Origin of the sequence: Allopusillimonas ginsengisoli (genome assembly GCF_004153455.1) — a bacterium.
Lineage (GTDB): Bacteria > Pseudomonadota > Gammaproteobacteria > Burkholderiales > Burkholderiaceae_B > Allopusillimonas > Allopusillimonas ginsengisoli.
On sequence record NZ_SDQE01000001.1, the window covers coordinates 719,611 to 733,410 of the forward strand.

Annotated in this window: 13 protein-coding genes; 11 read left to right on the forward strand and 2 right to left on the reverse strand. The window is 61.8% G+C overall.

What is annotated here, in order from left to right; all coding sequences use genetic code 11:
• Positions 1 to 56: 56 nt before the first annotated feature.
• Genes gspG through gspF form a run of 11 tightly spaced genes read left to right on the forward strand, consistent with a single transcriptional unit; the run spans position 57 to position 10,420 of the window.
• Positions 57 to 506, forward strand: coding sequence for a type II secretion system major pseudopilin GspG (gene gspG, locus ERE07_RS03580; protein ID WP_130007413.1), 450 nt, complete (start codon positions 57 to 59; stop codon positions 504 to 506).
• Positions 427 to 1,002, forward strand: coding sequence for a prepilin-type N-terminal cleavage/methylation domain-containing protein (locus ERE07_RS03585; protein ID WP_280634350.1), 576 nt, complete (start codon positions 427 to 429; stop codon positions 1,000 to 1,002). Before gspG ends, ERE07_RS03585 begins: the two co-directional genes overlap by 80 nt.
• Positions 999 to 1,370 carry a type II secretion system minor pseudopilin GspI gene (gene gspI / locus ERE07_RS03590; protein WP_130007415.1) on the forward strand — a complete coding sequence of 124 codons (372 nt, stop codon included), beginning with the start codon at positions 999 to 1,001 and terminating at the stop codon, positions 1,368 to 1,370. The genes ERE07_RS03585 and gspI overlap by 4 nt, the downstream gene beginning before the upstream one ends.
• Complete coding sequence (locus tag ERE07_RS03595; protein ID WP_130007416.1) at positions 1,367 to 1,972, forward strand: PulJ/GspJ family protein; 606 nt, start codon at positions 1,367 to 1,369, stop codon at positions 1,970 to 1,972. Before gspI ends, ERE07_RS03595 begins: the two co-directional genes overlap by 4 nt.
• The gene (gene gspK, locus ERE07_RS03600) at positions 1,969 to 2,910 is read left to right on the forward strand and encodes a type II secretion system minor pseudopilin GspK (protein WP_130007417.1); all 942 of its coding nucleotides are present in this window, start codon (positions 1,969 to 1,971) and stop codon (positions 2,908 to 2,910) included. Before ERE07_RS03595 ends, gspK begins: the two co-directional genes overlap by 4 nt.
• Before the next feature lies 1 nt (position 2,911).
• Positions 2,912 to 3,937 (forward strand): type II secretion system protein GspL, encoded by a 1,026-nt coding sequence (gene gspL, locus ERE07_RS03605; RefSeq protein ID WP_130007418.1) that lies wholly within the window; start codon positions 2,912 to 2,914, stop codon positions 3,935 to 3,937.
• Positions 3,934 to 4,533, forward strand: coding sequence for a type II secretion system protein GspM (gene gspM, locus ERE07_RS03610; protein WP_130007419.1), 600 nt, complete (start codon positions 3,934 to 3,936; stop codon positions 4,531 to 4,533). The genes gspL and gspM overlap by 4 nt, the downstream gene beginning before the upstream one ends.
• On the forward strand, positions 4,530 to 5,279 hold the full coding sequence (gene gspN, locus ERE07_RS03615) for a type II secretion system protein N (protein WP_130007420.1): 750 nt from the start codon (positions 4,530 to 4,532) through the stop codon (positions 5,277 to 5,279). The genes gspM and gspN overlap by 4 nt, the downstream gene beginning before the upstream one ends.
• A 33-nt stretch (positions 5,280 to 5,312) precedes the next feature.
• Entirely contained in the window at positions 5,313 to 7,769 is a 2,457-nt protein-coding gene (gene gspD / locus ERE07_RS03620) for a type II secretion system secretin GspD (protein WP_130007421.1), read from the forward strand.
• Positions 7,766 to 9,187: a type II secretion system ATPase GspE gene (gene gspE / locus ERE07_RS03625; protein WP_130007422.1), complete on the forward strand. Its 1,422-nt coding sequence runs from the start codon at positions 7,766 to 7,768 to the stop codon at positions 9,185 to 9,187. The genes gspD and gspE overlap by 4 nt, the downstream gene beginning before the upstream one ends.
• Before the next feature lie 21 nt (positions 9,188 to 9,208).
• Positions 9,209 to 10,420, forward strand: a complete 1,212-nt coding sequence (gspF, locus tag ERE07_RS03630) for a type II secretion system inner membrane protein GspF (RefSeq protein ID WP_130007423.1) — start codon at positions 9,209 to 9,211, stop codon at positions 10,418 to 10,420.
• Between the two features lie 16 nt (positions 10,421 to 10,436).
• Here the strand turns inward: gspF and ERE07_RS03635 are convergent, their stop codons facing one another.
• A complete protein-coding gene (locus ERE07_RS03635) occupies positions 10,437 to 11,585 on the reverse strand; it encodes a formylglycine-generating enzyme family protein (protein ID WP_130007424.1) in 1,149 nt (382 codons plus the stop codon).
• Positions 11,572 to 13,743: a sulfatase-like hydrolase/transferase gene (locus tag ERE07_RS03640; RefSeq protein WP_130007425.1), complete on the reverse strand. Its 2,172-nt coding sequence runs from the start codon at positions 13,741 to 13,743 to the stop codon at positions 11,572 to 11,574. The genes ERE07_RS03635 and ERE07_RS03640 overlap by 14 nt, the downstream gene beginning before the upstream one ends.
• Positions 13,744 to 13,800: the final 57 nt, after the last annotated feature.

Genomic DNA, 13,800 nt, shown 5'->3' on the forward strand with positions numbered 1-13,800 from the left:
AATGATTATTCCAAAGCGCTGTGCAAAACAATAAACAGGGTACACGAGGGAGGGGGATGCAGGAGCGCTTGCCAACATCGCGATTCGGCCGTGGGCATCAGCTCGGCTTCTCCCTGATTGAAATCATGGTGGTCGTGGTCATCATGGGCATTTTGGCCGCGCTAATTGTGCCTAATCTCATGGATCGCCCGGATCAGGCGCGCGCTATCGCGGCGCGCCAGGATATCGGTGCGCTCATGCAGGCACTCAAACTATACCGGCTCGACAACGGTCGTTACCCCGCCACCGAGCAGGGGCTGCAATCGCTGGTCGCGCCGCCGCAAACGGGTCAGGCCGGCAATCGACGCTCGTACATGGACAACCTGCCCAACGATCCGTGGGGCACGCCTTATCAGTATCTGAATCCGGGGGTACATGGGGAAATCGATGTCTTTTCATTGGGTGCCGACGGGCAACCGGGAGGCGAAGGCAACGACGCCGATATCGGCTCCTGGTCATCAAGGTAGGCGAGGTGTCCGACAGGCTGGCTTTTCACTGTTGGAAGTACTGATTGTGCTGGCAATTATCGGTATCGCCACCACGACGATCAGTGTCGGCGCTTTTCAGGATGGCGACGCACAGGCGCTTCGCCAGGATGCTGTGCGCCTGTCGCAACTGTTCGGGGTTGCCCAGGCGCAGGCGCGCAAGGGCGACAGCCCTGTTGTCTGGAAATTCGATACGCAGGGCTATGGTTTTGCGCGCGCGCCGCGCGATCTGTTTCTGCCGACAGGTTTGGCGCGGCAGGCGGGGCCTGTGCGGGCCGAGGATTTTCCCGACACCAGTTCATTGCGCAGGCGCGACTGGTCTTCTGACAATGCGATCGCGGTGCGCATCGATCCGCCCGCGGCGACCGTATTCAATACGGAGTGGATATCCGGCCCGCTGGCGGTTGAATTGGACGACGGCACGAATACCGTTCGTATTGTGCGCTCGGGCAACGGTCAATATCGGGTACGGCCATGAGTACGCCTTATCCTCAATCCGGGTTCACCTTGCTGGAAGTACTGATCGCACTGGCCATTGTCAGCGTGGCGCTGGCAGCGAGCGTACGGGCGCTGGGCATCAGCGCCAACGGCGCGCAGGCCATGCAGCAGCGCAGCCTGGCGCTGCAGGCGGCTGAAAACCGCTTGACCGAGCTGCGTCTGATGCGCAGTTTTCCTGTGCCGGGGCGTAAAACGGAGCCCTGTCCGCAGGGTCCGCTGCCTTTTGTGTGCGAGCAGCAGTTTCAGACTACGGTGAATGGCAATTTCCGGCTGGCGACGGTGCGGGCGCGTCTCGCAGACGGCCCTGTGCTGGCAGAGCTGAACGGTTTGCTGTCGTCTCTGCCATGAAACACACGCATGTACATCAGAAAGGGTTCACGCTGATTGAAGTGCTGGTGGCGCTGGCACTCATGGCGCTGCTCAGCCTCATTTCATGGCGAGCCCTGGACATGGTCGAGCGGTCCAACGGACGCCTGAATGCCAGCGCCGACGATACGCTGGGTTTGGTGAGGGTGCTGGGCCAGATCGAAAGCGATATCAGCCGACATGCCAGCAACGACATCCTCACATCCGCCATGCAGTGGGATCCCTCTGCGCCAACGAGTGCGATCTTGCCGCCCGGCATTGTCTGGCATGAGCCAGTGCTTACGGTGCTGCGATCGGCCCATAACGGCGCATGGCAAAAGGTGATCTGGGGCATGGAAGGCAATACCCTGCGGCGTGCTGTCGGGCCCGCCACGCATACGCTGCCTTTGCCCGATCCGGGCGTGAGCGAGATTGTGCTTGAACAGGTGGGCCGTTTCATGGTTCGGGGCTGGGTGCCTGGCCAGGGCTGGTCTTCGCTGAGCACGCAGAATGCTCAATCGGCAGCGACAGGATTGGAAATCGTTATTGCACGCCGACACAACGGAGTGGATGAAACCTATCGAAAAGTGGTGCGGCTGCCATGAATCAACTTGTGCGCATGCCCTGGCACCGTCGCCCTGCCCCGCCCGGTTCACGGCCGCGCGCCCAGCGTGGCATGGCGGTGATCGCCGCCCTGGTGGTGGTGGGCGCGGCGGCAGTGACTACAGCCGCCATCATGCAAAGGCAGGCGCTGCTGGCCGACACGCTGATCGGCGAACGTGAGCGCACGCAGGCCGACTGGCTTCTGCGCGGCGGGTTGGATTGGGCGCGCGTCATTCTCTTCAATGATGCCCGCCGCAACGCAATCACCCGAAAGGACGCCATCTGGGCGCAGCCTATTGCCGGTCTGGAGATCAGCACACCAGATGGCCGACACAAGGCGTATTTTTCGGGGCAGATCGAAGACGAACAAGGCAAATACAACCTCTCGCAATTGGCGTTGCTGGGCGCGGTGCAGCCTGGGGAAGTTGCGGTTCTGCAGCGACTGCTCACGGGCCTGGGCATGCCGGCTTCGCTGGCGATGACGATGGCGCGTCGCGTGGCAGCGTCACAGTCCGGCCCACAGCGCGAACAGACTGCGCCGGGCTTGCGCACGATGAGCGATCTGACAGGCATTGAGGGTATGCCGCCCGACGTTGTCGCCGTTCTATCCAACTATGTAACGGTTCTGCCGCAGAAGACGGCCATCAATGTCAATACGGCCAGTGCCGAAGTGTTGAGCGCCAGCATTCCCGGCCTGGACCTGGCCCAGGCACGCGATTTGGCAGATCAGCGCGATCAAGGGCTGTGGTTCAACAGTCGCAGCGATTTTCTGAACCGCATGGGCAACGGCGACATGACTGGCGGGAGCAATATTGGCGTGCAAAGCGACTGGTTCAAAGTGACGGGCCAGGTCACGTTGAACGATAGCGTGGCGGGAATGCAGGCCCTTTTGCACCGTCATGGTGGCAAGCCACCGCAAATACGCTGGGTAGAGGGCTGAAATGAAAGGTCATCTGCGCTTATCCCTGCCACCGCTGGCCGAGGTCACGCCGCAATCCATCACGGCTTTCGCGGTGCTGGATCGCACTGGCCGTGTACTGCGCAGTGGCGAGCTATCGCTTGCGCAACTCGCCGACGCGGCGGCCGGCTATCCGGTGTACGCAATACTGCATCCGCACGACGCCATTGTCGTCAACACCGTTCTTCCTCCCTTGACTGCAAAGCGCCTTCATGATGCCGTGCAGAACAGCGTTGAACCCATGGCGCTGGAAGACATTGCCGATCTGTGTATTGCCCATGGTCCACGCGCACCCGATGGCAATGTCTGCATTGCCTGGACCAACCGCCGCGCACTGCTGGCCGCCTGGCAACAGCTGGCCCACGCAAAGCTTCAGATTGTGGCCTTTGTGCCAAGCGCGCTGGCGCTGCCCAATAACGATCCGCATCCTGATCAGGCACTTGCCCTTCCCGTTGACGAACGCTGGCAGGCCCGCTTGCCGAACTGGTCGCTAGCCCAGCCGGAATGGCGCCCCATAACGAAAACGCATCACTGGCGAAGCGCGGCGATATGGGCCGGCGCGGCTGCGCTGTTGTGGCTGCTTGGCTTGAATCTGCATGCAGGAAGGCTTCGCAGCGAGGCGCGCACATTGCAAACCGATATGGTTCAGTCGCTGCGCACGGCGTTTCCTTCGATTGGAATCATTATTGACCCGCTGAAACAAGCGCAAAACCAACGCGACATGCTGCGGCTGGGCAGCGGAACGGCCGGGGGGGATGACTTCATGCCTCTGGCACTGGGCGCAGCCCGGGTACTGGATTTTGCCGAAGGCCATATTGCATCCCTGCACTACGAAGACGGCATATTGACCCTCGTTCTCGCACAAGGCTATACGCCGCCGTCCAACGAAGCCGCGTTGCAGCAGGCTGCAGCGACCCAGTCCCTGACGCTGAAGAAAGATGATGAGGCCGCCCATACCTGGCATATTCGCCGCGCGGGTGTCCAGGAACTGCGCGAGGCACGCCCATGACGACGCGCAGGAATACAGCGCCATCGAAAGCCATTCCCGCCTGGCGCCTACAACTGGCAGCAATCGTGCAACGGGCGCATGCCTGGTGGCAAGCGCGCACTTCCAGGGAACGCAAACTGTTGCGTGTCGGTGCAATAGCCGTGGCGGGTGCGCTGGTATGGACACAGGGTATCAAGCCTGCCCTGGACGCCATTGCGCTATCGCGCGAAGATCTGCCCCGCCTGCATGCGCAAGCCACGCAAATTAACGCCCTGATTGTCGAGGCACAGGGGCTTGCGCGTTCGCAGACTGGCAAGATCGACGCTGCAAGCATGCCGGACGCGATACGCGCGAGCCTGGAGCGCGCTGGCCTGGCGGGCTCAGCAACGGTCCGCGATATCAATACGCCGCAGGGCGAATCTGGAATGGAATGGGAAATTGTGCTGACCGATGCCGACGTCGCGCATGTCATGACGTGGCTGGCTGGATTGCCGTCACTGTTGCAGATTCAGACACAGGCGGTGGCGCTCGAACGCGCCAGTATTGATGGACGCGATCGGCCGGGCCGCGTCGCCGGGACGGTTCGTGTGAAGCTGCCGACGGAGCGCAAGCCATGAGTCGGCGGATACTGCTTTATGTGATCGGGTTTGTGCTCGTGGCCGGCAGCGCCGCGCTGGCTGTGCTGCCGGCGCGCTGGATCATGGCGGCGCTGCCTTCCCACCTGCCCCTGGCGGTTGTCAATGCCAGCGGCACGATCTGGTCTGGCACCGCGACGGTTGCATTGGGCACGCCAGAACGACGCCGCAGCGTGGCCGAACCCGTGCGTTGGCAGTTCGCATTAGACCCTGGCCCCAGGTTGCGGGTGTCTCATCCCTGGCTTCGCGGGCCTGTCACCTTGTCTCTGGGCTGGCGAGGCATAGGTATTTCAGCGCAAACACTGCAACTGCCCGCCACCGCACTGGGTGCGCTGGACGCCCGTATCGCTGCCATCGACCCGGGCGGGGAGCTTTCGCTCAAGTGGCCGGCAACATTCATCGGCCTGGCGTCGCGGACGGCCGGCGCAAGACTGCTGGACATGGAATGGCGCAATGCCGTGTCGGCGCTGGCGCCGGTGCGCCCGCTTGGCGACTATGCGCTGGCGCTGAAACAAGGCGCGCCAGGCCAGGCCGACGTGTTGCTCAGTACACGGCAAGGCCCTTTGATGCTGAATGGTGCAGGCATCTTGTCCAGAAAACAGTTTCAGTTTGACGGCACTGCCCAGGCGGATCCTTCCGCAGGCGCCGAGATCCGGACTGCGCTGCGTGATTTACTGGCCGCGCTGGGTCCGCAACAGAACGATGTCACGCTTTTGCGCTTTCGCTAAAGCGGTCCAGAACAATAACCTTATTGAGACGTTATGAAAAACCTCTTCACCATCGCGCGACACAATCATCGATTCCGCCCGACGTTGTTGACGCTGGCACTCATGCTGCCGCTGACCCTGGCAGGCTGCGCCACGCCCCCACAGGGCAGCGTCGATTCAGGCGGGCCTTCGCAATTGGTGGTGCATACGTCGACAGGCCAGGGTTGGCGGCAAGAGGGGCCAGCCCGCAGCATGGACTACACGCCGCCTCCGCCCGCTCCCCGCGCCAGGTCGTCCTCGCGACGCACAAGCAGCGACGACACGCGCAGCCCGCGTGCTGAAACCACTGTGCAGAACGCGCAAGACGGCAACACCATGCTCAACTTTGTGGACGCTGACCTGCCCGGCGTGGTACGCGCGTTGTCGCGCTTCACCGGGCGGAATTTCCTGGTGGATCCACGCGTCAAAGGCCAGCTCACGCTGGTGTCGGAAGCGCCGGTTGATCCTGACACGGCCTATTCCATGCTGCTGGGCGCTTTGCGCATGCATGGTTTTGCCGTCGTCGACATCGACGGCGTGAGCCGCGTCCTGCCCGAAGCAGACGCCAAGCTGCAAGGCATGGCGGTCAGCAGCGGCCGTTCAACCGGCGCGCATGCGGGAGAGCTCGTCACACGTGTCTTCCAGTTGCGCTATGAAAGCGCCACGAATCTCATGCCTGTCTTGCGGCCGATGATTGCGCCCAACAATTCCATCAATGCTTACGCTGGCAACAATACGCTGGTGATCACCGATTACGCCGACAACCTGGAACGAATCGCCGAAGTGATCGCCAGCATTGACACGCCGGACTCCATCAGCACCGATGTCATACCTGTTCAGTATGGCGTGGCGCTGGACGTGGCCGCACTGGCGGCGCAATTATTGAATCAGGGATCAGGCAACCAGGGCGGCAGACGCACCACCGTGGTGGCTGATCCTCGCAGTAATTCCGTGCTGCTGCGCGCGAGCAGCCCCGAAATGCTGGATCACGCGCGCGAGCTGATTGAACGCATCGACAACCCGGAGTCGGGCGCGAGCAATATGCATGTGGTGTACTTGCGCAATGCGCAGGCGACACGCCTGGCCGAAGTCCTGCGCGGCGCGCTGGGGGGCGGCCAGGGCGCATCGGACGCTGGCGGCAGCAGGGGCGGCCTGGGGGTCGGCGGCCTGTCCAATGCCGGTGAAGATGGCGAGGGCGGGTTAGCGACCGGCCTGCCTGCACAGGCGACGGCAATGACGGGAAGCATGGGCATGGATGGCATGGGCGGCGCGGCAGGGATGCTGGGCGGCATGAGTGGCGGCGACCAACGCTCGCTGTCCTTTTCGGCCGGCGGCGCGACAGTACAGGCCGATCCATCCACCAACACCTTGATCATCTCTGCGCCCGCGCCCCTGTACCGCAGCCTGCGCGAAATCATTGACCAGCTTGATCAGCGCAGGGCCCAGGTGCTGGTTGAAAGCCTGATTGTCGAAGTGAATACCGACAAAGCCGCCGAGTTTGGCATTCAGTGGATGGTGGGCGGCGATGATATCAACTCAGGCGGTTCATCCTTCATTGGCGGCGCACGATTCCCGGGCAGCGGCATCAACCCCAATGGCATCAGCACGATCGACGCCCTGGCCCAGGGCTTGAGCCTGGGGGTCGTCAAGGGCACGGTGAACATCCTGGGCAACGAGGTGATCAACCTGGGCGTGCTGGCTCGGGCCCTGGAGTCCAAAGGCGGGGCAAATGTGCTGTCCACGCCTAATCTGCTGACACTGGACAACGAAGAAGCCAGCATTATGGTGGGGCGCACCGTCCCGTTTGTTACCGGACAGTACACGACATCGGGCGACGGGGCGAGCAACCCGTTCCAAACCATTACGCGCGAAGACGTCGGCCTGACGTTGCGCATTCGACCGCAAATCTCGGAAGGTGGCACCGTCAAGCTGGCGCTCTATCAGGAAGTGAGTTCCATTGACGCCAGCGCGTCGAGCGCGGCAACCGGTCTGGTGACGCGCAAGCGCGCGCTGGAAACCAATGTGCTGGTCGACGACAGCCAGATCATTGTTCTGGGCGGGTTGATCGAGGACACCATTTCCGACAGCACCAGTTCAGTGCCCCTATTGGGCGACATTCCGCTGCTGGGCAATCTGTTTCGCTACGACAGTCGCAGCCGCACCAAGACCAACTTGATGATTTTCCTGCGGCCTCATATCTTGCGCAGCGCACAGGACGGTGCCAGCGTCACACTGGACCGGTACAACTATATGCGCGCCGCGCAGTCGGGCCTGCCGCCGCGGTCGACCTGGTTCGCTCCCGAGACCGGCATGGCGCCACTGCCGGACATAGACCGCAACCCGGATACCGGCCTGCTTGACCTGCGCGATCCATACGAAGCCCAGCCTCTGCCGGGGCCCGCATCGGGCTCGGTCAATCCGGCCGTTCACCCAGCCCCTCCCGCTGCGCCAGCCCCTGTCGGACAGCTATGAGCATCCGGCTTCCCTACGCCTGGGCGCGCGCGCATCGGGCTTTGGTCCAGAACAACGCAACGGGCAGCGTGCTGGTGATGTCTGAACGCACGCCCGACTGGGCGCTCTCGGAGATCCGGCGGCGCCATGGCGACATGGCGCATCGCGAAGTGCCCGACGCAGAGCTCGACACGCTGCTTGCCGCGGCGTATGCGCAAACCGATGACGCTGCCGCGGTGGTCGACGCAGCCGCCAATGAGGTCGACCTGGATCGCCTGATGCAGGATATCCCGGAAATCGAAGATCTGCTCGAAGCGCATGACGATGCGCCGGTCATACGCATGATCAATGCGCTGTTCACACAGGCTGTGCGCGATGGCGCCAGCGATATTCACCTGGAGGCGTTCGACACACATTCAGTGGTGCGGTACCGGGTGGATGGCACACTGCGGGACATCGTCAGCCCGCGCCGCGCGCTGCACAACGCATTGATATCGCGCATCAAGATCATGGCCAGCCTGGATATCGCCGAAAAACGCCTGCCACAGGATGGGCGCATTGCCCTGCGCGTTGGCGGCCGGCCCATCGACGTACGGGTGTCCATGCTCCCCACCGGACACGGCGAACGGGCTGTGCTGCGCCTGCTGGACAAAGAGGCGGGACGGCTGGAGCTGGAGCGACTGGGCATGGCGCCCGATGTACTGGTGCGGCTCGACAAGCTGATCCATCAGCCTCATGGAATCGTTCTGGTGACCGGCCCCACCGGCAGCGGCAAGAGTACGACGCTGTATGCCGCGCTGGGCAGGCTGGACACCACGACGACCAATATTCTTACGGTGGAAGACCCGATTGAATACGACTTGCCGGGCATAGGCCAGACGCAGGTGAATCCACGCATTGAGCTGACGTTTGCCGCTGCCCTGCGCGCCATCCTGCGCCAGGATCCCGACGTTATCATGATTGGAGAAATTCGCGACCTGGAAACCGCCCAGATCGCGGTGCAGGCTTCGCTGACGGGCCATCTGGTGCTGGCAACCTTGCACACGAACGATGCTGTTTCCGCCATAACCCGCCTGATCGACATGGGCGTAGAACCCTTTTTGCTGGCCTCGACGCTGCAAGGCGTACTGGCGCAAAGGCTGATACGCAAGCTGTGTGAGCATTGCAAGACCGGCCATGCAGACGGCAGCGCGGCCTGGAATCCAGGCGGATGCACGGCCTGCAGCCATACAGGATACAGTGGACGAACAGGTATCCATGAACTCTTCGCGCTGGACGACGCGGTGCGCGGCATGATACACGCGAACGCCGACGAACAGACATTGCGTCATGCGGCGTTGGGCGCGGACATGCGTACGCTGCGCCAGGACGGCCTGCGCTGGATTACCCAGGGCATCACCACCGAAGAAGAACTCAGCCGTGTTACCCGAGACGCCTGATCCCTTTTACACGGAAACGCTATGCCAACCTACCACTACGAAGCTGCCGATGCGACCGGGCGCGTAGAGCGCGGGATGATCGACGCCGACAGTGAGCGCAATGCCCGCCAGGCGCTGCGTTCGCGCGGGTTTGTGCCATTGACCTTGCGCACCGCCAGCAATAGCCGCGTCGACACCGGCACCCTGCTGAAGCGCGGGCGGCTCAGCGATTCGGATCTGGGCTGGCTCACACGCCAACTGGCCAGCCTGCTGGCTGCCCACCTGCCGCTGGAATCCGCCCTGAGCGCCACGCTGGAACAGGCAGAGCGCCAGCACATCGCCAACACGCTGGCATCGGTGCGCGCCGACATCCGCGCCGGCCATCGGCTGGGCGAGGCACTGGCGGCGCATCCACGTGACTTCCCTCCCATCTACTGCGCACTGATCGACGCCGGAGAGCAGTCCGGCGACCTGCCGCAGGTTATGGAAAAACTGGCCGACTATATCGAATCGCGCGGTGCATTGCGCAACAAAGTGATGACCGCCTTCATCTACCCGGCCATCGTCACGATTGTGTCGATCTGTCTGGTGATCTTTCTGCTCAGTTATGTTGTGCCCCAGGTCGTCGGCGCATTCAACCAGACGCATCAAACCCTGCCGTTGCTCACCCGTGTGATGTTGTCCACCAGTGGATTTGTGCAGAACTGGGGCGCTGCTGCCGCGCTGGCTCTGGCCGTGCTAGTTGGGCTTTGGCGCTGGCGCCTGCGTGATCCTGCGGCACGGCTGGCCTGGCATGCGCAGGTGCTGCGCCTGCCCTTGATCGGCCGCTACGTGCTGGGCGTGAACACTGCCCGCTACGCCGCCACACTGTCCATACTCACGGGTAGCGGCGTTCCTTTACTGGCCGCCCTGGATGCGGCAGGCCGAACGCTGGGCAATGACAGGCTGCGCCTGGCAGTGGACGAATCCACGCAGAGGGTGCGTGAAGGCAGCCCGCTGGCGCGGGCCTTGCAGTCACAGAAAGTGTTCCCCCCCCTGTTGATACACCTGATAGGCAGTGGCGAACGTACAGGTGAACTGCCTGCGATGCTGGAGCGCGCCGCACGCACGCTATCGAGTGAACTGGAGCGGCGTGCCATGACCATGACTGCGCTGCTTGAACCCTTGATGATCTTGATCATGGGCGGCATCGTACTGGTCATTGTGCTGGCCGTTATGATGCCGATTATCCAAATCAATCAAATGATTCAATGACCTGGTGTCGGGGCGTTCATTGTGCGCGATACGCAAGTTGAGGCGCCGGCGCATCCTTGACCAGCCGGAAGCCTACATGAGACATGGGGCTGTATGGATCGGCGCTGCGGCGGGCGCTCGGCCGGTACGATAGGCAGTAGCTCTCGTTGCACAGGAACGAACCGCCGCGAATCACGCGCTTCGGCGCATTCACCGGCACCCCGGGCTCGGACGGATCGAAAGACTCATTGGGTCCTGAGGGATTGTCGATAGGCTGTTTTGCGGCAGCGGGCGCCTGCAGGGCGAAATAATCGGCGCGGTACCAATCCGACACCCATTGCCATGCATTGCCAGTCATGTCGTACAGCCCATAGCCATTGGGTGGAAACGTTCCCGCCGGCATCGTGCCCGTAGCACCGCCGGCCTCGGGACTCACGACCGGAAAACTGCGTTCCCCTGTATCCCAGTAATTGGCCTGCATCTGGCCGTCGGGCATCAATTCATCACCCCACACATAAGTCGCCTGCTCCAGGCCACCACGCGCGGCGAACTCCCATTCCGCCTCGGTAGGCAAGCGCTTGCCCGCCCACCGCGCATAGGCCTGAACATCCTCATAGCTCACTTGCACAACAGGATGGTCGCCCTTGCCTTCGATGGAGCTGCCGGGCCCCTGCGGATGCCGCCAGTCTGCGCCGGGTACATAACGCCACCACTGTGTATAGTTCTCCAGGCTGACAGGCACGCGCGTGCCCACGAAGACCATGCCGCCGGGCACGAGCACGCCATCAGGGGGTTTGGGTGTGCCGGGAGGCAATTGCACGCGTACGGTTTCCCAATCGGGTTTCTTTTCGGCGGTCGTTACGTACCCTGTTTCTTTCACGAATTGGGCGAACTGATCGTTGGAGACATGGGTGCGATCCATCCAGAAACCATGAACCTTGACCTGATGCGCAGGACGCTCGTTGGGTTGGGCCATTTTGCTGTCGCTGCCCATGAGAAAAACACCGGCGGGCACCCAAGCCATATCCTGAGGCGTGGTCACGCCGTCACCGACAATGACTGTCGGTGCTGTCGGCTGTTGCGCCGGCCGGGTGAACCATCCCAGCGCCCCCCCTGCCGCCAACAAGCCGACAACGCCTGCGCCAGCCAGCAACAAGGTGCGACGCCGGGGTTTAGTAAATGCCATAGGATTGCTCGCAAGTCTTATTCAGATTGTTCTGAATAATCGATTCATCAACATTGTTCGTCAATCCATCCAGAACGCCGTTCACGGCAAAGTCATAGAGGCTGGATAACCCCCAGTCGTTCGCGATACGGCGCCAGTTGTCCAGATCTTCGGCATTGACTACGCCGTCTTTGTTGCCGTCGCCCGGACAATCGGGTTCTGAAGCCACTATTTTGTTCAGCGTTGCCTGAAGGTCCTTGAAGATTGCCCGCGTTTCTGCAGTGGGATGATCCAGCAGATTGCGATCCGGTGTGTCGAGCAGAGGCGTGGGCGCGGCCTGGTTCACCTCGTATAGCTCCTCGACGATGTCTGTCTGAAAATCGTTGGTGTCCGGATTGAAATTGTAGGTGATATTGCGCACCAGCTTGAATCGATCGTTGCGCACGGCCATCGCCGTGTCGGGCAACGTGTTGAGCATATCCTGCCCTGCAGTATGGAGCGCCTGATTTACTTCTGCGCACGTTTTGTAGCCCACGCCGTTGTTGTCAATCACAGTATCTGATGTGTAGCCAGGGCCCCACCAATTACCCTGATTGTCTTCGCACACACTCTTGGAGGGCGCGCTCTGCGTGCAGGCTGCGGTGATCACACACGGCCCGTTTCTGGCGCCGTTGGCCTGTATGTTGCTGCTGCCCATCGTGAAGTTGATGGTACGAAGGCTGGCCTGGTCCGGGTTGGTCAGATAGGGCAACACGCCCACCGAATCGACCGTACGCGGCGCGGCATCATGTACATCTATCCCGGCGATCTCGCCGAACAGCTGAAACAAATCGACCGCGTTGACCATGTGATCAACTTCGCGATCAGGCTGGACCACCTGCGGGCCAGCGATGATCAGGGGATCCCACACACCCGTCTGATACGCCGTGCCTTTTGCCTGCGATCCGACAAACGGTACCTTTACCGCCGTACCCAGCGTGCCGTTATCGCCGATGATCACGATCGTCGTGTTGGACGACTTGGGATCGTAAGCCAAGTTGCCATCGCTTCTCCAACTGGCAAGCCCCGTCTCGACCAGCAGCCTTCCAAACTCGGCATCCATGGCTTCGGTCATTTTGTCCTGTATGAGCCGGCCTGCTTCCGGACCATTGCAGTTCCAGCCATCCGATGCGGGACCATCGCTGTTGGCAAGGAGTTCGCCAGGCGGCTGTTGCCAGGGAGTGTGAGCAGCCGTAAAGCTTACCGTCGCCATCCATGGCTTGTCGCCTGTGCGCGCGTTGATCCACTCGATCGCTGCGTCGGTTTCGATCTGGGTACGATACCGCCTGGCGCGGGGATCTGTAAGCGGCACTTCTTCCACATTCCCGTCTTCGATGATGACAAGCGGCGAGACGTAATAGCCGTTAAGACGATTGAATTCGAGCGTGGCAGGCGGACCGGCGCAGGTCTCATCATCCGGTACAAATATACCGCCCGAGGCCAGGCATTGAAGGCCGGCAGCATCTTGAGACAGTGCCGTACGTTTGATCACCCTGCAGGTGTTGTTGGCCTGATAGCAAGCGCCGGTGTCGGCGCCGCCAGCATGTTCGCCGGGAACAAAGCCACACGTATAGCCCTCTCCAGGGTCAACGCCCCCCGCGGAGGTATCCACGGATCCGGGCAGACCGCCTACCCAGCCATAGAAATAATCCCAACCCAACACGCTGGGCGCGCCATTCCCCGCCTCGTTGTTTTCTGGCCCAGCCAGATGGGATTTGCCGAACAGGGCGTTTTCATACCCGGCCTGCTTGAGCAGTTTGGGCACCGTCAGGTCGAAAGGTGAAAGCTGCGAATTGGCAAGGTCGTTAGGGCCAAGCGCCTGGTACACATTGGTACGGAAGGGATACCGGCCGGCAAAGAAAGCGGCGCGGCTCGGCGAGCATTCTGGCATGGTCCAGGTATTGCGGAAACGTATGCCGGCGCTCGCGATGGTGTCTATGTTCGGCAGATTGGGCGCCTTGACACCACCGTAGCCAAATGACCTCATCTGGTCGATGCCGACATCATCCATGATGACGAACAGGATATTTGCCGGTTGCTCGGGGTCGTCGCTGGAAGCGACATCGCTGCCGCTGCCACAGGCGGCCAAGACGATTGCGGCGGTCCCCGCCACGGCAAGCGCTGAAAATGCCTTTATCATAGCCTTCTCCCTGAAAAGGCCATTCCCCAGACCTGCCACCCCGCGCCGATGCGATAG